Annotated in this window: 16 protein-coding genes; 4 read left to right on the top strand and 12 right to left on the bottom strand. The window is 68.6% G+C overall.

The window, feature by feature from the left end:
- Nucleotides 1-56: 56 nt before the first annotated feature.
- Both DNK56_RS36455 and DNK56_RS11645 read right to left on the bottom strand, forming a co-directional pair.
- The gene (locus tag DNK56_RS36455; RefSeq protein WP_018553371.1) at nt 57-167 is read right to left on the bottom strand and encodes an SGM_5486 family transporter-associated protein; all 111 of its coding nucleotides are present in this window, start codon (nt 165-167) and stop codon (nt 57-59) included.
- Between the two features lie 26 nt (nt 168-193).
- Nucleotides 194-1,504: a CynX/NimT family MFS transporter gene (locus DNK56_RS11645; protein ID WP_111333266.1), complete on the bottom strand. Its 1,311-nt coding sequence runs from the start codon at nt 1,502-1,504 to the stop codon at nt 194-196.
- Nucleotides 1,505-1,572: 68 nt separating this feature from the next.
- Between DNK56_RS11645 and DNK56_RS11640 the strand changes: the two genes are divergently transcribed.
- On the top strand, nt 1,573-2,259 hold the full coding sequence (locus DNK56_RS11640; RefSeq protein ID WP_111333264.1) for a FadR/GntR family transcriptional regulator: 687 nt from the start codon (nt 1,573-1,575) through the stop codon (nt 2,257-2,259).
- On the opposite strand, the gene DNK56_RS11635 is transcribed toward DNK56_RS11640, so the two are convergent.
- The 7 genes from DNK56_RS11635 to DNK56_RS11600 form a co-directional block, all read right to left on the bottom strand.
- On the bottom strand, nt 2,256-2,630 hold the full coding sequence (locus DNK56_RS11635) for a hypothetical protein (RefSeq protein WP_111333262.1): 375 nt from the start codon (nt 2,628-2,630) through the stop codon (nt 2,256-2,258). The two genes, DNK56_RS11640 and DNK56_RS11635, sit on opposite strands and share 4 nt — an antisense overlap.
- A 220-nt stretch (nt 2,631-2,850) precedes the next feature.
- The gene (gene fabI, locus DNK56_RS11630) at nt 2,851-3,618 is read right to left on the bottom strand and encodes an enoyl-ACP reductase FabI (protein ID WP_111333260.1); all 768 of its coding nucleotides are present in this window, start codon (nt 3,616-3,618) and stop codon (nt 2,851-2,853) included.
- A 5-nt stretch (nt 3,619-3,623) separates the two neighbouring features.
- On the bottom strand, nt 3,624-4,343 hold the full coding sequence (fabG, locus tag DNK56_RS11625; RefSeq protein WP_111333258.1) for a 3-oxoacyl-[acyl-carrier-protein] reductase: 720 nt from the start codon (nt 4,341-4,343) through the stop codon (nt 3,624-3,626).
- 127 nt (nt 4,344-4,470) lie between these two features.
- Nucleotides 4,471-4,857 carry a type II toxin-antitoxin system VapC family toxin gene (locus DNK56_RS11620; protein ID WP_111335702.1) on the bottom strand — a complete coding sequence of 129 codons (387 nt, stop codon included), beginning with the start codon at nt 4,855-4,857 and terminating at the stop codon, nt 4,471-4,473.
- A gap of 5 nt (nt 4,858-4,862) precedes the next feature.
- The gene (locus tag DNK56_RS11615; protein ID WP_111333256.1) at nt 4,863-5,147 is read right to left on the bottom strand and encodes a type II toxin-antitoxin system Phd/YefM family antitoxin; all 285 of its coding nucleotides are present in this window, start codon (nt 5,145-5,147) and stop codon (nt 4,863-4,865) included.
- A 197-nt stretch (nt 5,148-5,344) separates the two neighbouring features.
- A complete protein-coding gene (locus DNK56_RS11610; protein ID WP_111333254.1) occupies nt 5,345-6,241 on the bottom strand; it encodes a helix-turn-helix transcriptional regulator in 897 nt (298 codons plus the stop codon).
- 509 nt (nt 6,242-6,750) lie between these two features.
- Entirely contained in the window at nt 6,751-7,203 is a 453-nt protein-coding gene (locus DNK56_RS11600) for an ATP-binding protein (protein WP_111333250.1), read from the bottom strand.
- Between the two features lie 170 nt (nt 7,204-7,373).
- On the opposite strand from DNK56_RS11600, the gene DNK56_RS11595 reads away from it, so the two are divergent.
- Together DNK56_RS11595 and DNK56_RS11590 are read left to right on the top strand one after the other, a co-directional pair.
- Nucleotides 7,374-8,243, top strand: coding sequence for a helix-turn-helix domain-containing protein (locus tag DNK56_RS11595; protein ID WP_111333248.1), 870 nt, complete (start codon nt 7,374-7,376; stop codon nt 8,241-8,243).
- Complete coding sequence (locus DNK56_RS11590) at nt 8,240-8,461, top strand: DUF397 domain-containing protein (protein WP_111333246.1); 222 nt, start codon at nt 8,240-8,242, stop codon at nt 8,459-8,461. Before DNK56_RS11595 ends, DNK56_RS11590 begins: the two co-directional genes overlap by 4 nt.
- Before the next feature lie 247 nt (nt 8,462-8,708).
- On the opposite strand, the gene DNK56_RS11585 is transcribed toward DNK56_RS11590, so the two are convergent.
- From DNK56_RS11585 to DNK56_RS11575, 3 genes are read right to left on the bottom strand one after another with little or no spacing between them, the layout of a single operon-like run.
- Nucleotides 8,709-10,316 (bottom strand): class I SAM-dependent DNA methyltransferase, encoded by a 1,608-nt coding sequence (locus DNK56_RS11585; RefSeq protein WP_241989842.1) that lies wholly within the window; start codon nt 10,314-10,316, stop codon nt 8,709-8,711.
- On the bottom strand, nt 10,313-11,839 hold the full coding sequence (locus DNK56_RS11580; RefSeq protein ID WP_111333244.1) for a restriction endonuclease subunit S: 1,527 nt from the start codon (nt 11,837-11,839) through the stop codon (nt 10,313-10,315). Before DNK56_RS11580 ends, DNK56_RS11585 begins: the two co-directional genes overlap by 4 nt.
- A complete protein-coding gene (locus DNK56_RS11575; protein WP_241989841.1) occupies nt 11,836-15,531 on the bottom strand; it encodes a DEAD/DEAH box helicase family protein in 3,696 nt (1,231 codons plus the stop codon). The genes DNK56_RS11580 and DNK56_RS11575 overlap by 4 nt, the downstream gene beginning before the upstream one ends.
- A gap of 186 nt (nt 15,532-15,717) precedes the next feature.
- Between DNK56_RS11575 and DNK56_RS11570 the strand changes: the two genes are divergently transcribed.
- Nucleotides 15,718-17,241 (top strand): TldD/PmbA family protein, encoded by a 1,524-nt coding sequence (locus tag DNK56_RS11570; RefSeq protein ID WP_111333242.1) that lies wholly within the window; start codon nt 15,718-15,720, stop codon nt 17,239-17,241.
- Nucleotides 17,242-17,304 lie beyond the last annotated feature (63 nt).

Here is a 17,304-nt window from a genome sequence, read left to right as displayed (position 1 = left end):
CCCTAGGGGATGGTGGGGCCAGCACCACCATCGGCGTGGTCAGGAGGGGCGGGGGGTCATGGGGAGGCGATGGAGGCGATGACTCCGACGACGACCGTGATCAGCAGCATGGCCCCGAAGACGAGGAGCAGCTTCTTCTGACCGTTCTGGGGATTCGGATCGAGCACAGGTGACATGGCCCCAGTCTCGCATCTCAGCATTCGTCCTCGATCGTCCGGTCCCGGCCGGCCATGACGCCCATGACCATCTGCGGCACCATCAGGGCGGCCATCAGCCCGATGGGCAGGCCCCAGCCGCCGCTGTGCTGGTAGAGCACGCCGACCAGGAGCGGTCCGGGGATGGAGATCAGGTAGCCGGTGGACTGGGCGAACGCGGACAGCCGGACGACTCCGGCGCCGCTGCGGGCCCGCATGCCGATCATGGTGAGGGCGAGCGGGAAGGCGCAGTTGGAGATGCCGAGCAGCAGTGCCCAGGCCCAGGCGCCGCCGGCCGGGGCCAGGTAGAGGCCCGCGTAGCCGGTGAGGCCGCAGGCGCCGAGGAGGAGGACGATCGGGCCCTGGTGCCGCATCCGTCCGGCGACGCGCGGGATCACGAAGGCGAGCGGGACGCCCATGGCCATGGTGAGCGCGAGCAGGACGCCCGCCGTGCCGGCCGAGACCCCGGCGTCGCGGAAGATCTGGGGCATCCAGCCCATGGTGATGTAGGCGGCGGTGGCCTGGAGGCCGAAGAAGCAGGCGAGGGCCCAGGCGGTGCGGCTGCGGGTGATCCGGAGGTCGGCGGGCTGCGGCTGCGCGGCGGCCCGGCCCCCGGCGGGGGTGTCGTGGGCGGTGGCCCGGTCCCGTACGAGCGGGAGCCAGGGCAGGATCGCGGCGGCGGCGAGCACGGCCCAGATGCCGAGGCCGGCCTTCCAGCCGCCGCCCATCGCGTCGGTCAGGGGGACGGTGACGGCGGCGGCGAGCGAGGTGCCGAGGGCCAGGGCCATGGAGTAGAGCCCGGTCATGGAGCCGACGCGGTCGGGGAACCAGCGCTTGACGATCACCGGCATCAGGACGTTGCTGACGGCGATGCCCATGAGGGCCAGGGCGCTGGCGGCGAGGAAGCCCGCGGTGCCGCCGATGAGGGGCCGGATCACCAGGCCCGCGGTGATGGCGACCATGCCCGCGCAGACCACGGCGCCCGGTCCGAAGCGGCGGGCGAGGCGGGGGGCCATCACACCGAAGAGCGCGAAGCAGAGCGGGGGCACGGAGGTGAGGACACCGGCGACGCTGCCGCTCATGTGCAGACCGTCGCGCACCTCTTCGAGGAGGGCGCCGAGGCTGGTGATGGCGGGGCGCAGGTTGACGGCGGTGAGGACGAGCCCGATGGCGACCAGGCGCAGCGTCCACGGCGAGGGGCCGGTGTGCGGGGTGGTCGCGCCGTCGCGGGTGGCCGCCCGGCCCGCCGGGTTCAGGGTCCGGGTCACGGTCTGGTTCGCGGTCTGGGGAGTGGTCTCGTCGTCGGGCATGAGGCCATCATAGAATCATGGGATGATTGGTTGTCCAATCAGTCCGGAAGTTGCGACCGAGGAGCACCATGGCGCTGACGTCCCCGCGGCGTTCGGCACTCGCCGACCAGGTGATTGCCCAGCTGAGGAACCAGATCACGACGGGCGAGTGGCCGGTGGGTTCCCGTATCCCCACCGAACCCGAGCTGGTCGAGCAGCTGGGGGTGGCCCGTAACACCGTCCGCGAGGCGGTGCGGGCGCTCGCGCACAACGGGCTGCTCGACATCCGGCAGGGTTCGGGCACCTATGTGGTGGCCACCAGTGAGCTGGCCGGGGTGATGCACCGCCGGTTCGCCTCGGCGGACCCGCGGCACATCGCGGAGCTGCGCTCGACCCTGGAGTCGTCGGCGGCGCGGCTGGCGGCCGTCCGGCGCACGGAGCGGGATCTGAAACAGCTGGACGCGCTCATGCGGCGCCGGGAGGAGACCTGGGCGGCGGGGGACGCGGAGGCGTTCGTGGCCGCCGACGCGACGCTGCACCTGGCGGTGGTGGCCGCCTCCCACAACGAGGTGCTGACGGGGCTCTACGCGGACCTGGGCGACCTGCTGCGGGACTATCTGCGCGGTGACGTGGGCCAGGAGCTGCGGCCGGAGAACCATATGGACCACAGCCGGCTGGTCGAGGCGATCCGGGCGGGCGACGCGGAGACGGCGGCGGCGGAGGCCGCGAGCCACGCCCTGACCTGCCAGGCGGACCGGGTCGGGAACACCCCCTAGCGCCGCACGGCGTGGGTGATCCACGCGGAGGCGACTTCCTTCCAGCAGCGGTCGGTCAGGCGGACGGTCCGGGCCGGGCCGACGGTGACCGGCCGGGTGTCGGCGTCCACGTCCCACCAGCGGGCGCACTCGGTGTGCAGCTGGACGCGGTCGGCCCTGGGGTACGGGTTGTGGCAGTACGCGATGACCCGGGAGCCCTCGACGGACGTACGGCACTCCGCGCCGGAGGGTTCGGGGCTGGGTGCGGGCGGCGCGGCGGCACCGGCGGCTCCGACGTGCCCGGCGGCGTACAGGCCGGCCGGGACGAGCAGTCCGGCGATCACCGCGCCGGAGGCCAGCAGGGACCGGGTTCGGTGATGTGTGCGACGCACAGCGATCTCCTCCCCATGCCCGGCCGGAGCACCGTCCCGACCAGAAGTCCGGTTCCTCCACATTCTGCGGTGGATCGTCCGGCTTTTCGACCTGAGCGCCTTGGGGGGCGTGCGCGGGGGGCGTGCGAGGCGGGGCCACGCGGTGGGCGTACGGAAACGGCCGCGCACCGCCGCCCGGGGTTCCGGGGACGGTGCGCGGCCGAACCGTACAGGCCTGGGGTCAGGCGCCCATCATGTGCACGCCGCTGTCGACGTGGATGATCTCGCCGGTGGTCCGCGGGAAGAAGTCCGAGAGCAGGGCGACGATGCCGCGGCCGGCCGGCTCCGGGTCCTTCATGTCCCAGGCGAGCGGCGCGCGGGTGTTCCACACGTCGGCGAGCCCGTCGAAGCCGGGGATGGACTTCGCGGCCATGGAGCCGAGCGGCCCGGCCGAGATCAGGTTGCAGCGGATGCCGTCCGGACCCAGGTCGCGGGCGAGGTAGCGGGAGGTGGCCTCCAGGGCGGCCTTGGCCGGGCCCATCCAGTCGTACTGCGGCCAGGCGAACTGGGCGTCGAAGGTGAGGCCGACGATGGAGCCGCCCTCGCTCATCAGCGGCTTGCACGCCATGGCGAGCGACTTCAGCGAGAACGCCGAGACGTGCATGGCCGTGGAGACCGACTCGAACGGGGTGTTGAGGAAGTTGCCGCCGAGCGCGTCCTGCGGCGCGAAGCCGATGGAGTGCACGACGCCGTCCAGCGAGCCCAGCTCGTCGCGCACCAGGCCGGCGAGGCGGTCCAGGTGCTCCTGGTCGGTGACGTCCAGCTCGATGACCTTGGCGGGCTTGGGGAGCTTCTTGGCGATGCGCTCGGTCAGCGTGGGCCGGGGGAACGCGGTCAGGATGACCTCGGCGCCCTGCTCCTGGGCCACCTTGGCCGCGTGGAACGCGATGGACGACTCCATCAGCACACCGGTGATGAGGATGCGCTTGCCGTCGAGAATTCCGCTCATGCTGATCAGTGACCCATGCCCAATCCGCCGTCAACGGGGATGACGGCTCCAGTGATGTACGACGCGTCGTCGGATGCGAGGAAGCGCACCGCGGCGGCGATCTCCTCGGGCTGCGCGTAACGCGCGAGCGGCACCTGGGCCACGATGCCCTTGCGCTGTTCCTCGGTGAGCACCTGCGTCATGTCGGTGTCGACGAAGCCGGGCGCGACGACGTTGAAGGTGATGTTGCGCGAACCCAGCTCGCGCGCCAGCGACCTGGCGAAGCCGACCAGACCGGCCTTGGAGGCCGCGTAGTTGGCCTGGCCGGCGGAGCCGAGGAGGCCCACGACGGACGAGATGAGGACCACGCGGCCCTTCTTGGCGCGCAGCATGCCGCGGTTGGCGCGCTTGACGACCCGGAAGGTGCCGGTGAGGTTGGTGTCGAGGACGGAGGTGAAGTCCTCCTCGGACATCCGCATCAGCAACTGGTCCTTGGTGATGCCGGCGTTGGCCACCAGCACCTCCACGTTGCCGTGCTTCTCCTCGATCTCCTTGTAGCCCTGCTCCACCTGCTCGGGGTCCGTGATGTCGCAGCGGACCGCGAGGACGCCGGCCTCGGTGAGCTCGGCCGGCGGCTCTCCGGATCGGTAGGTGATCGCGACCTTGTCGCCGTTGGCGGCGAAAGCGCGGGCGATGGCGAGGCCGATGCCCCGGTTTCCTCCGGTGACGAGAACCGAGCGGCTCAACGGATCACCCTTTCGATAGCGGTCTGGTACCACGGAAACCTATCGGTACCGTCCGTGCGGCGGAGAATCGGCCCCTGACAGCGCCTCCCGCCGGGCACTGTCGGGTTCCTACAGTCCGCCCGTCCCGTCAGTCCGCCAGACCAGGTGCGTGGGCCGACAGCCCCTCGGCCCGAGCGGTCTCGAGCATCCTGCGGTCGTACGTCACCAGGGCGGTCAGGTCGTCCCGCAGTGAGAGCGCGCTGGCCACATGGATCGCGTCCAGCGTCCGCAGACGCCCGACCAGCAGCGCCGCCGCATCACGCACCTCGCGGGTGAGGAGAACCTCGGTGATCCGGGCGTCCAGGTCTTCCATGGCCTTCGGGAAGTGCCCCATGAGGTCCAGCGTCCGCACCGTCTCCACGAAGCCGAGCGTGCTGGTGGCGAGCGGCTCTGTGGCCCGTTCCTGGAGAAAGACGTCGAGCGTGCCCCAGTGACTGCGCCGGGTCATCCAGGTGACGAGGGCGGACGTGTCCATGTAGATCAACGGTCGTCCTCTTCGCGCTCGGCCAGCAGCAGCGCCACGGGGTCGACGTCCTCCGGCACCTCGTAGCACGGCATGCTGTGCCGCTCGGCAGCGGTGACCGGCTTCAGCTTGATCTTCCCCTGCGCCACCAGGTGCGCGTACCGCTCCATGGGACTGCCGGCCGGTGACAGTATCGCGATCACGTTCCCGTGCCGGGTGACCTCGATCGCCTCGCCCTTCTCGACACGGGCGAAGACGGCGCTGGGGTTGTACGAGAACTCGCGGACGGAGATGGTGCTCATGGCGATCCCCTACGTTGTACCTACATAGGCTCCACTGTAACCACAATGCGGCCCGGCACCACGGCAGTGCGCGCGCAAGCGTCTGCACAAGTCCGTCGACGCATTGCCTCAGCGTGCCCCAGGCTCAAGCTGTCCGGCCGACAGGGGGAACCTCAGTTTCCTTTCCTCGGCCCGGGAAGGACCCGGCGTGGCGGATCTCAGCGGACGAGAGTGAGGGGGGTGGCCGGCTGCACGGCACCGTTGGCGACGACCAGGAGAAGGTCGCCGACGGTGGCGTCGTCCCCCAGGCCCAGTTCGGACACAGGCCGTGCCCCTGGCAGCTCTCGCGCCGCTACGGGCATCAGATGCAGTTCGTTCTTCTCGCCCTGGAAGGCCAGCATCACCCAGGTCTCGTCCTGGCTGATCCGTTCGACCACGGCGCTCAGCCGGTCGGGCAGTACGGCGCAGACGATGGTGAGCCGTTGCCGCTCGGCCCGGGGGAAGGCGGAGATCATGTCGAGCAGTCCGGGAGCGGAGAGCGTGCCCTCCAGGAGTCGCGCGACGCCTGCCCGGTCGTCGGAGCGGTCGTCCTCCACGCAGTGCACGAACCGCGTGATGGGCAGTCCGTCGGCCAGGGCCTGCTGCCAGCGGGGCAGCATGAAGTCGATGTGCAGGGCGTCATCGCGGGTCGCCCCGGCGCCGCCGGCCTGTTCCCCGATGCCGGCCAGCCACGCGTTGACCTCCGCCCAGCGCCAGGCGAGTGAGCGCCCCACCGCGCCTTCGGGTTCCGGAAACGCGCCGGCGTCCGCGCGCCGGTCCCCGTTGACCCACTGCAGAACGTTCTGCCTGCTGTGACCCGTTCGCTCCGCGATGTCGGACACGCCGACCAGGTCGGGGTCCAATCGCAGCAGTCTCAGCTGGGGAAGCGCCTTCCGGAGCCGTACGACCAGGCGGTGCGCCGCATCGATGGCGCCGTCCCCGGACTCGGCCAGATCGAGCAGGTGCCTGCCCCGATGGCGGGTGAGCAGCCCGTCGAACTCGTCGAAGATGACGCCGACCGCCAGGTCGTCGTCCACCGTGACACCCTCCACGACAAAGAGAAACTCGTACTCCACTTCACCCTCATCCCCGTCCGAGCGTGCTCCCGCGAACCTTCGAGCCAGGGTGCGCCACCCCTCGCAAGGGCAGACTTACCCAGTCCGCATATGTTGTCAAACGACAACACCCCCGCTGAGGGCACGACGCGGATCCCCCTCGGGCAGCGGGCAGAGACGCGCCCGCCGCGCGATGGACCGGGCTGTGCGCGATGGGTTCCCCGCCGTGCCCGGGACCGGGATGGTGGTGCAGCTCCGGTCCGGGCAGGGGCAGTAGAGCCGCCCCCAGTGCCCTTCCTTGCACAGGGACCACCCCGCGGCCACGAGCTGCTTCAGCACCACGCGGATTTCCTTGTCCTGGTGATCCGCCGGTGACATCTCGCGCCCGACCATCCACCATCTCCCCAACACACGACGCCCGCTGCGGAGTTGACCGTCAACCCAGCATGTTCGGGAGACTACCCCGCAGGACCGACAACCGCTCAAATCGCACGTCAGCGCAGCAATGGGTGCTATGTGCGACCAGCTATCTAATGGCGCACCAGGCAGCGGATCTGCTTTCCGACCGGCGTCGGCGTGACGTCCCACCCCGGTGCGAGCGGATCCATGAGCGGCAGCCCGCGACCGGACTCGGCGGTGGAGTCGTCCGGTCGCACCCCGCGCCGACGCGGGAGGCCACGCCGGTCCGGGTCATGAAGCCTGACCCAGACCCCTGCCGCCGCCGGCTCCACCTCGGCGACCAGGGGTACGTAGTCGCCGCAGGCGTGCACCGCGTTGCCGTACAGCTCGGACAGGACCAGTTGGGCGGAATCGACGAGGTCCGGGGCGACGCCCGCGTTCAGAAGCGTCGCCCGGGTGAGCCCGCGCACGGCACGGAGGTTGCGAGGCGAGGCGGACATATGGAGGGAGAAGCCGGTGGGGGTGGGGGTGAGGTAGTGGCCGAGGGCGGCTGCCGGGACGACCTGAGTAACGGGGTAAGGCATGTGACCTCCTTGCGACTTGGCCGTCCTCAATGGACTGACTCGCTACGGGACGACCGCTTCACGTCAGGGTGCCGACTCAACGCCTCAACTCGCAAGCTTGTCACCCAAATTGCAGAACCGACTCTTTGTTCCCGTCGACTTGGCCGTGCGGCTGGTGCCATGCTCTCGCTATGCCAAACGTTCGCCCGATCCCAACGGTCCGTCGGCGTCGACTCGGCGAGGCTCTGCGGCGGTACCGCAACAGCGCTGGAATGAGCCTCGACACGGCCTCTGCGGCCCTTGGGTGGATCGGCCCCAAACTGTCCCGTATCGAAACGGCCAACGGCCACATCCGCCCTGCGGAGGTGGCCGCGCTGCTCGAGTCGTACGGTGTGAAGGACCCCGAGGTCGTCTCGGCCCTTGAAGGGCTGGCCAAGGACGCCCGCAAACAGGGTTGGTGGCAGACCTACAGCGGGATCGTCGCCCCGGCCTATGCGGACTACATCTCCCTTGAGTCCGATGCCGCCACTATCCACGAGTTCGCGCCACTGTTGATCCCCGGGCTGCTACAGACGGCCTCGTACGCACGCGAGACCATCGCCGCCAACGCGACCACGCGCACGACGGAGGAGGTTGCGGCGCTCGCCGAGGTACGACAGGCCCGACAGGCGGTGCTCACTCGTCCCCAGGGCACGCTGAAGTTCTGGGCCGTCATCCACGAGGCGGTACTGCACCAGCGCTTCGCGATCCGGCCCGACACCATCCGTGAGCAGCTGCGCCGACTACTCGATGTTACGGATCTCCCCAACGTGACGCTCCAGATCCTGCCTCTGCAGGCGACTCCCAACCCCGGTGGCGCAGGAGCGTTCAGCCTGGTCGGCTTCCCCGGCCCCATGCCTGACGTCGTACTGCTGGAGAATCTGATCGGAGCCACTTACGTTGAGGGGGTCGACGACGTACGTACGTTCGCTGACGCCTTCGAGCGGATCGTCGCGGCAGCCCTGCCGGTGGATGATTCGCTGGCCCTGATCGCTCGGATGGAAGAGAGACACCGCAAGTGAATGACCGTAGGGCGAGCCTGTACGCCTTCGACCTCTCCGCAGCCGCCTGGCGCAAGGCGACAGCCAGCGCCGGCGAGAACAACTGCGTCGAGGTCGCCAGTCTTCCCAATGGTGGACGGGCCGTCCGTGACTCTAAGGACCCTGACCGCACGGCGTTGCGTTTCACCGCCTCCGAGTGGGCCGCGTTCCGGGCGGGTGTGGTCGCGGACGACTTCTGACGGACGCCGAGCTGTAGGTTTCCCGTGAACCACGCCGGGAGACACGCGTAACACGGCTACTCCGGTGGCCAAGCCGTACCACGTGCGCGGCTGCATCCCGGATCTCAATGAGCCGAGAGTAACCGTCGCCCTGTGGACAGGTCTCGCGGCGCGCGAGAAGAAGAACCTCCTCCTGCCCCTCCCCCTGGTCTCCGGCGGCGGGTCGGTGGTTCCCTCAGAACCACCGACCCGCCGCCCTTGTCTGCGTCTACTTGCCGTCCGCCGACGGCGGCGCTTCCTTCTTCAGGGCTTGAGCCACGGCCGTGAACTCGGCCAGTGCCACTTCGAGTTCGTCGACGATTTCCTGCGCGATCACGTCCGGCGACGCGTACTTCGTGGCAGTGGCGGCGTCGGACTTGAGCACCGTGAGGTCGAGGTTGACCTTGTCCCGCGCGATCAGCTCGTCGTAGTCGTACGAGCGGAAGCGGTCGCTCGGGGTGCGCTTGGTGAAGTCCATACCACCGGAGTGGTAGGCGGCGACGAAGTCGTCGAGGTGCTGACGGCCAAGCTGGCGTTGCTTGAGTGTGAAGCGCTGGTCCGTACGGAAGTCGTAGACCCAGAGTTTGCGGGTGCCGGGGCGACCCCCGGTGCGCTGGCCCGTCTTGTCGAAGAACAGGACGTTGGCCTTGACGCCGTTGGCGTAGAAGATGCCGGTGGGCAGGCGCAGAAGGGTGTGGACGTCGCAGAGGTTGAGGAGGTTCCTGCGGATGGTCTCGCCGGCACCGCTCTCGAAGAGGACGTTGTCGGGGAGGACGAGGGCGGCCCGGCCGTTGGTCTTCAGCAGGTTGTAGATGTGCTGAACGAAGTTGAGCTGCTTGTTGGTCGTCGGCGCCCAGAAGTCGGTTCGGGCGGCGTAGGACTCGCCGGTGACCGAGCCGACGCCGAAGGGCGGGTTGGCCAGCACGATGTCGTAGTGCCGCTTCGGGGGGCGCGCCAGGGAATCCTGAATGGTGATGAGCGGCTTGGCCTCGGAGCTCCCGATGCCGTGCAGCAGCATGTTCATCAGGGCGAGGCGACCGGTCTCGCGGACCAGCTCGTACCCGGTGATCGCACCCGTCTGGAGCGCCCGCCCCTGGTCGCCGTACAGCTCGTCCTCGTAGTTCTGGACGAGGTGGGCGTGCGCCGCGATGAGGAAGCCGCCGGTGCCGCAGGCCGGATCGGTGAGGGTTTCACCGGGCTTCGGCCGGACACAGTCGACCATCGCGTCGATGAGCGGGCGTGGCGTGAAGTACTGGCCCGCCCCCGTCTTACGGTCCTCCGCACCTCGCTGGAGCAGGCCTTCGTAGGCGTCGCCCTTGAGGTCCTGGTTCTCCGTGGTCCAGGTGTGGGGGTTGATCAGGTCCTTGATCAGGCGTTCCAGGACGGCGGGTTCCTGAATCTTGTTCTGCGCCTTGGTGAAGACCTCTCCAAGCATGGTGCCGCCGCGCTGACCCAGGTCCTTGAGAATGAACTCGTAGTGGTCGAGCAGCGCTTCTGCGGACCGGGTCATCAGGCTCTGCCAGTCCCGGCCCTCGGGAACGAGTGGCTTCTCGGGGGCGTTGCGCCGGAAAACGGCCGGACGGTTGGCGCGCTCGTGGGCCATCTTCAGGAAGAGAAGGTAAGTGAGCTGCTCGACGTAGTCGAGGGTCGAGACGCCGGAGTGGCGGAGCAGCTCGCAGTACGACCAGAGCCGGTTGACGAGAGTGGAGGTCGAGACCGGGGCCGCGGAGGCAGCCTTCGCCTTGGCCTCGGTCGTGCGGGGTGCCGCCGAGGTCGCCACGCCGGCGGGACTCGCTTCGGTTACCTTCTCGGTGCTGCTGTTCACAGTCGTACTCACAGGGGAAGTGCTTCCTGGGTGCCGGAGGGAACCGGTCGCCCGGAGGTCGCGGGAGCGGTGGGGGGTGTCGTACGGGGCGCGCGCCTACGCTTGGCCGCCTTGGCGCCTGCGGCTCGCTCAGCCCGAATGCGATCGAGGAGTACGGACGCGGGCTCGTCGTCGGGGTCCTGGGGGACGAGGGTTCCGGTGAAGGCGGCGTGGAGGAGGGCGTTGCGCAAGTTCACGCCTTGCCGGTACACCCCCTGGATCACCTGCTGGGCGGCTTCCATCTCTGCCAGGTGGTTCTCGATTGACCTGACTAGATCTGTCTGCACAGATTCCGGCGGAACGGGTACCGGCATCAGCTTGATTCTTCGGAGACTGATAGAGGCGAGATTTACTGTCTGCTTCCCATTGCGGTCACACCAACTCTTGCCGAAGGCATTGGCATGCCAGGCAAGCAATCGGGGATTCAACGCCCCGCTCTTCACGCGTGCACGGAAAACGTGGTTCTGATGAATACAGTTTTCAATCTGCCCTTCCCAGACCCAGCCACGCCCCAGCTTGTCTCGGTCCCCGCCTTCGTTGAGAAGAACGTCACCGACTTCAAGCCTCAGCGACTGCGCCTTCTTCGGGGAGACCTTAATCTTCTCGACACGATCGAGCACGATGCGCCCACGCTGCACATTCGCAACCCGGAGGTATGGAACCTCGACGTACTCAGGATTATTCTGCTTCTTGCTGTCTTTCGTGACCCCTCCGACGACCTCTGCGAGTTCGCCGAGCCGAGCCCACTTCCATCCTTTCGGGAGGCCGGGAAGTATTCCATCGTCGACATCGGCAGGCTCAAGGTTGGCAGAGAACCGTTCGACTTCGTCCAGACCGCCACACGCACCGGCTCCGGTGATTTGATTCCTGAGGGCCGCGGAAGCTGCGAGAGCAGTCTGTACCGCCGATTCCCCCGCCTCAACATGCGCCAGTTGGTCGTCCAGCTTGGCGACGATGCGGTGTTGTTCGGCCAGGGGTGGCACCACTATCACTGTGTCCAGGAGGGCCTTGCGGGACACGCTCGCCTGGTTCACGTGGTTGTTCAGGATCGACTTGAAGTAACCGGTGGCCCACATGTGGTGCAACTGTGCAGCCAGAAACCTTCCATCCAGCCCTCCCGGACATCGCAGCCGGGTCATATGGTTGGAGAACGCAAGAGGCTCAGCGGAGTCCACCCATGCCGTCTTCCCCACCAGTACCGGACTGTTCGTGTTGTTGAAGAGAACGTCACCCCGTTCAACACGTCGGCCGGAGTCGTCAACGACGTAACGCGCGTCCAACGTGTCCAACATGCCATTACGGGTGATATTCATCGGGCGCAGATGAATAACTCCAACACCGTCACGGTTGTGCTTGCCGCTGGCAAACCCTGGCTGGACCTCGACACTCAATTCCTCAAGCGTCGCCCGAACCCACCCCGCAGGAAGTCCTTCCGTGACATCCCCCTCGGCCGCCGAGCCCGTCGGCTCCGGTCCCGTGTCCGAGTCGGTTGTCACGCGCTCAGCTCCTTGTCCAGTTCAGTGATGATGTATTCCGCCCGCGTTCCACCGAATTCCGCGATGAAGCCGTCCGTGCCGTTGTGCTTGGTGAAAGGGGGGTAATCCAGGTCGGCGGTGTCGAAGCGTACACGCCGGGCCGTCGCTTCGGCGATCCGGTCGAGCCACCACCGCTGGCGCGCCGTGAACAGGGTGCCCATCTGTTCCTGGCGGGCGATCCAGGCCTGATAGCGCTCCCGCACCACCTCCTCGTACGGGCGCGGGGCCGGTGCCCCCCGCTCCGCGCCGCCCGCGAGTTCGTAGCGGAGCAGGGCGAGCAGGTCGGAGGGGGTGCGCGCGCTACGGGCGCCATCGGCCGCCGCCCCGGTCACGGCCTCGCCCAGCCGCTCGTACGCCTGCCAGAGCCGGTCCGGGGTCCAGGCCCGCGGTGGGCGGGCGATGCTGCGGGCCACGTCGTCCAGCCTGGCCATGGCTGTCCTCGGCGACACGTCCGAGCCGGCGCCGAACGCGACGGACATGGCGGCGATCTCGTCGCGGTTGTCGGCGATGTACTGGCGCCAGTCGCGGACGGTCCGCAACGCCGAGTCATCGTCCTCGACGACCGCGCCCGCTCCCAGGAGCTCGTCCTTGCCGTTCTCGTCGTAGAGGATGTCCTTCGCCCGCCGCATCTCCAGCAGCCGGGTCCGCAAGGGTGGCTGGGCCGCGAGGGGCTGCACGGCCCGCTCGATGAGGTCGCGCACCGCGTGCTCGGGGTCACGGCCGGCTCGCTCGGCGGCCTCCCGGACTTCCAGCTGCCGATCCGCTGAGACGGCTTCGACCATTCCACGGACGATCTTCGTCAGCTCCTGCCCGCCGCTCAGGCGCTGGATCTCGGCCCGCTCCTCGTCCGTCATCTGGATATCGAGTTTCGCGAGGCGGGCCGCGAGGGTGGAGACCTCTTCCTCCTCGATGGTGTTCGCGGCGGTTTTGCGCAGCAGCTTCTCCAAGCTGATCTGTTTGTCGCTGTGGCGTTCCAGCGGTGCCGCGTCGACCTTCGGCTTCTTCGTCACACCGACCGCGTCAACGATGACGAAGCGGGTCTTCGGGCCCACACCGGGAGTGACCTTCTCGAATTCCGTGAGGGACAGAGTCCGGGCACCGCGCCCCTTCATCTGCTCGAAATAAGCCCAGCTCTTGACGTCCCGCAGGAAAAGCAGGCATTCCAGCGGCTTGACGTCCGTACCGGTGGCGATCATGTCGACGGTGACCGCGATACGCAGATCGGGCAGATTGCGGAAGGCGGCGAGGCGCTCAGCGGCGTTGCGGGCCGCGCTGGTGATCTTCGCGCAGAAGTCGTTGCCCTTGCCGAAGACGTCGCGGACGACCTCGACGATCTCCTCCGCGTGGTTGTCGTTCTTTGCGAAGATCAGCGTCTTGGGCACGTACATCTCGTCCCAGGCCAGGGCGTCCGTGGCCGGGTCGCGTTTGGCCCGCTCGGGAAAGATCTCCGTGAACAGTCGGTCGTGGAAGGTCTGGACGACCGTACGCAACTGGTCCTTGCTGATGACTCCGACCCCGACCTGCTTCGCGCCGTACTCGATGTCCTCGTCGATGTCCTCGTAGCGCTGGCGGCGCGTGCGGCGGTCGCGGACCGGGATGGTGCCCTGTGCGATGACCCCGCCCTCGGCGGTTATCCGCGTCTCGATCTCGTAGACGGAGAAGTCGACGTTGACCCGGTCGGCCACGGCTTCCTGGTACGAGTACTCGCTGACGAGGTTGCCGTTGAAGTAGCCGAAGGTCTGGGCGACGGGGGTGGCGGTGAGACCGACGATGGGAGCGTCGAAGTATTCGAGGACGGAACGCCACTTGCCGTAGATGGAACGGTGGCACTCGTCGACGACGATCAGGTCGAATGCCTCCGGCGGGATGTCCGCGTTGTAGCCGACCTCTACGCCGCCGGGCACGTCGACGTCGTACGCGATCTCCCCGTCGCCTTGTTCGGTCCCCGGCAGACTCGCTCCCGTGAGCTCCATGTAGAGGCGCTGCACAGTGGAGATGACGACCTTGGAGGAAGCGAACATGCCTTCCGCGCCGAGCCGCTGAACGTTGTAGAGGTCGGCGAACTTCCGGTCGGTGTCCGGAGTCTTGAAGTTCTCGAATTCGGCGAATGCCTGTGCGCCGAGGTTGTTGCGGTCGACGAGGAACAGGACGCGTTCCGCGCGGGCGTCCTTGAGAAACCGGTACGAGAACGTGACAGCGGTGAAGGTCTTGCCGGCGCCGGTGGCCATCTGAACGAGGGCCCGGGACTGGCCCATGCCCTGTTGCCCTCTGCCATGGGCGAGCGACTTCTCCACTCCTCGCACGGCCGCGATCTGCGCGGGCCGCAGAGGGCGCTCGTCGAGGTCCGACATGCGGCTTCGCAACCGGGCACGGTAGCTGGGGGCCTGCTCGTCCTCCTCGGCCTGACGGACCCAGCGGGCCAGTGTGCGCGGCTGGTGGAAGGAGAAGATGCGGCGGGTCCGGGAGTCCGGGTCGAGCACGGACCGGAATCGGGTCTCGCCGCCGTCGCTGACATAACGGAAGGGAAGCGGGGTGCGCCAGGCGCTGAAGCGCTGCTGGGCGTCGGTGGGATGGTCGGCGTATCGATCCGCCTGGGCCTCCGCGGCGGACAGGTCGGCGCCCTCTCGTTTGGCCTCGATGACGCCGACGAGCTTGCGGTCGACGTACAGGGCGTAGTCCGCCCGGCCCTGAGCAGTGGTGACCTCGCGAACGGCGATGCCGTTGCCCCGCCAGTCTCCCAGAACATGAAGGTTGAGGTCGGCGCCCCCGTCCTGGACATCCCAGCCCGCCGCCACGAGCATGGCGTCGAGTCGCTTGCGAACCTGTACTTCTGTGAGGGGTTCGCGGGACGCCTGCTCCGCGTTGTCGAGGAGGCGAGCGCGCTCGGCGACTGCGGCCGATGCGGCGGCGCGGTCGGTGGCGGCGGTGTGACGGCGGTCGAGCTGGGCCGCCTCGGCCGCGGCCTGCAACTCCTTGAGCTGGTGCTGCATGGCGGCAACCGCTCGGGCCATGTCCGCGCGCTCGGCCTGGACCTGGGCCAACTCACGCTCGACGGTGCTCCGGGCGATCTGTTCCGCCTGCGCGTGGGACGCCTGGTCGTGGTAGCTGAGACGGGCTTCCTCCAGCTCTTTTCGTGCCTGTGCGACGTCCTGGAGCAGGCGCTCGTTCTCGGCGGCCGGGGTCCGGTCGGGGCTGGGCGGTACGAACGGCAGTTGCTCGCGTGAACCGGTGAGCAGCCGGTGGTACCAGGTGCCGAGACGGAAGCAGGTGCGCAGGGCACGGAAAGCGTCGTCGGCGCTGTCGAGCCCCGAGTGGTTCGCTTCGTTGCCGAGGGTGCGGACCTCGTGGAAGGCGGTTCCCACATCACCGTGGAGGTAGCCCTCACGGTCCAGGGCTCGTAGGCGGTCGAACTGGGTGGTGCCCTCCACACGAACCCTGGCCCGGCTGATCAGGTCCGCCGCCAGGGCCTCCGCGAACTGACGGGACTTGATCAAGGACGTGTTCGGGTCGCTGAAGGCATGGCTCTCGGCAGCGGTTCCATAAGCGACGAGCAGCGGAAGGTGCGGGAGCAGGAAGCCGAAGTTGCGGGACTGCTCGGCCAGGCGTACAAGTTGGGGGTCAGACGCCTGGGGCATGTCGTCGGCGCTGCTCATGGATAGGTGTGCCGCCTTTCCGAACGTACGAGGGTCGCCTCCGCTCGTACCATGTGATCACCCGTCGAGCCTAACCGGCGGCCCGGCCCTGCCGCTGGGACTTTCACCCGGGAAAAGCCGCGCCCCATCCGTTGGTGCATGATTCACTCACCCGGACCGCGCCGTGACTGTATGGGGAGGCTGCACATGGCCAATGAGATCGATCCGTCGTTCCTGGCGCTTCCGCTACGGGCCCTCGCCGACGCGGCGCTGGCGCGGGCGCGGGCCCTCGGGGCGGTGCACGCCGATTTCCGCTTCGAGCGGGTGCGCAGCGCGACCTGGCGGCTGCGGGACGCCCGGCCGGCCGGGGGCTCCGACACCACGGACCTCGGTTACGCGGTCCGGGTCGTGCACGGCGGGGCCTGGGGGTTCGCCTCCGGGGTCGATCTGACGATGGACGCGGCGGCGCGGGTGGCCTCGCAGGCCGTCGCGATGGCCAAGCTGTCGGCGAAGGTGATCGCGGCCGCGGGCTCCGACGAGCGGGTGGAGCTGGCGGAGGAGCCGTCGCACGGCGAGCGCACCTGGGTCTCGTCGTACGAGGTCGACCCCTTCGACGTACCGGCGGAGGAGAAGGCGGGGCTGCTCGCCGACTGGAGCGCCCGGCTGCTGGCGGCCGAGGGCGTGGCGCATGTGGACGCCTCGCTGATGGCCGTCCACGAGAACAAGTTCTACGCGGACACGGCGGGCACGGTGACCACGCAGCAGCGGGTCCGGCTGCACCCGCAGTTCACCGCCGTCGCGGTGGACTCGGCGACCGGCGAGTTCGACTCGATGCGCACCATCGCGCCGCCGGTGGGCCGCGGCTGGGAGTACCTGACCGGGACCGGCTGGGACTGGGACGCGGAGCTGGAGCGCATCCCCGGGCTGCTGGCCGAGAAGATGCGGGCGCCGAGCGTGGAGGCGGGGACGTACGACCTGGTCGTCGACCCGTCCAACCTGTGGCTGACCATCCACGAGTCCATCGGGCACGCCACGGAGCTGGACCGGGCCCTCGGTTACGAGGCGGCGTACGCCGGGACCTCGTTCGCCACGTTCGACCAGCTGGGCAAGCTGGCGTACGGCTCGCCGGTGATGAACGTGACGGGCGACCGCACCGCCGAGCACGGGCTGGCGACCATCGGCTACGACGACGAGGGCGTCGAGGCGCAGTCCTGGGACCTGGTGAAGGACGGGACGCTGGTGGGCTACCAGACGGACCGCCGGATCGCGAAGCTCACGGGCCTGGGCCGGTCCAACGGGTGCGCCTACGCGGACTCCCCCGGCCATGTGCCGGTGCAGCGCATGGCGAACGTGTCGTTGCAGCCGGACCCGGGCGGGCTCTCCACGGAGGACCTGATCGGCGGGGTGGAGCGCGGGATCTACGTGGTCGGGGACCGGTCGTGGTCCATCGACATGCAGCGGTACAACTTCCAGTTCACCGGGCAGCGGTTCTTCCGCATCGAGAACGGCCGGCTGGCCGGGCAGCTGCGCGATGTCGCCTACCAGGCGACGACGACGGACTTCTGGGGCTCGATGGAGAAGGTCGGCGGCCCGCAGACGTACGTGCTGGGCGGCGCCTTCAACTGCGGCAAGGCCCAGCCGGGCCAGGTCGCGGCCGTCTCCCACGGCTGCCCCTCCGCCCTGTTCCGGGGCGTGAACATTCTGAATACGACGCAGGAGGCCGGGCGATGAGCGGCGACCACGGAACCGGCTGGGGGTCCGGGGGTCGTCCCCCGGGCAGGCACAGTCTCAATA

It is taken from the genome of Streptomyces sp. AC1-42W (assembly GCF_003248355.1).
Classification (GTDB): Bacteria; Actinomycetota; Actinomycetes; order Streptomycetales; family Streptomycetaceae; genus Streptomyces.
The sequence above is the reverse complement of the archived record's forward strand: the minus strand, read 5'-3'. Positions and strand labels throughout refer to the sequence as shown.

Coding starts and splice junctions, on each gene's coding strand:
- DNK56_RS11645 (WP_111333266.1), bottom strand. CDS start 1,504: ATGCCCGACGACGAGACCACTCCCCAGACCGCGAACCAGACCGTGACC.
- DNK56_RS11640 (WP_111333264.1), top strand. CDS start 1,573: ATGGCGCTGACGTCCCCGCGGCGTTCGGCACTCGCCGACCAGGTGATT.
- fabI (WP_111333260.1), bottom strand. CDS start 3,618: ATGAGCGGAATTCTCGACGGCAAGCGCATCCTCATCACCGGTGTGCTG.
- DNK56_RS11620 (WP_111335702.1), bottom strand. CDS start 4,857: ATGGACACGTCCGCCCTCGTCACCTGGATGACCCGGCGCAGTCACTGG.
- DNK56_RS11615 (WP_111333256.1), bottom strand. CDS start 5,147: ATGAGCACCATCTCCGTCCGCGAGTTCTCGTACAACCCCAGCGCCGTC.
- DNK56_RS11600 (WP_111333250.1), bottom strand. CDS start 7,203: ATGCCTTACCCCGTTACTCAGGTCGTCCCGGCAGCCGCCCTCGGCCAC.
- DNK56_RS11595 (WP_111333248.1), top strand. CDS start 7,374: ATGCCAAACGTTCGCCCGATCCCAACGGTCCGTCGGCGTCGACTCGGC.
- DNK56_RS11575 (WP_241989841.1), bottom strand. CDS start 15,531: ATGAGCAGCGCCGACGACATGCCCCAGGCGTCTGACCCCCAACTTGTA.
- DNK56_RS11570 (WP_111333242.1), top strand. CDS start 15,718: ATGGCCAATGAGATCGATCCGTCGTTCCTGGCGCTTCCGCTACGGGCC.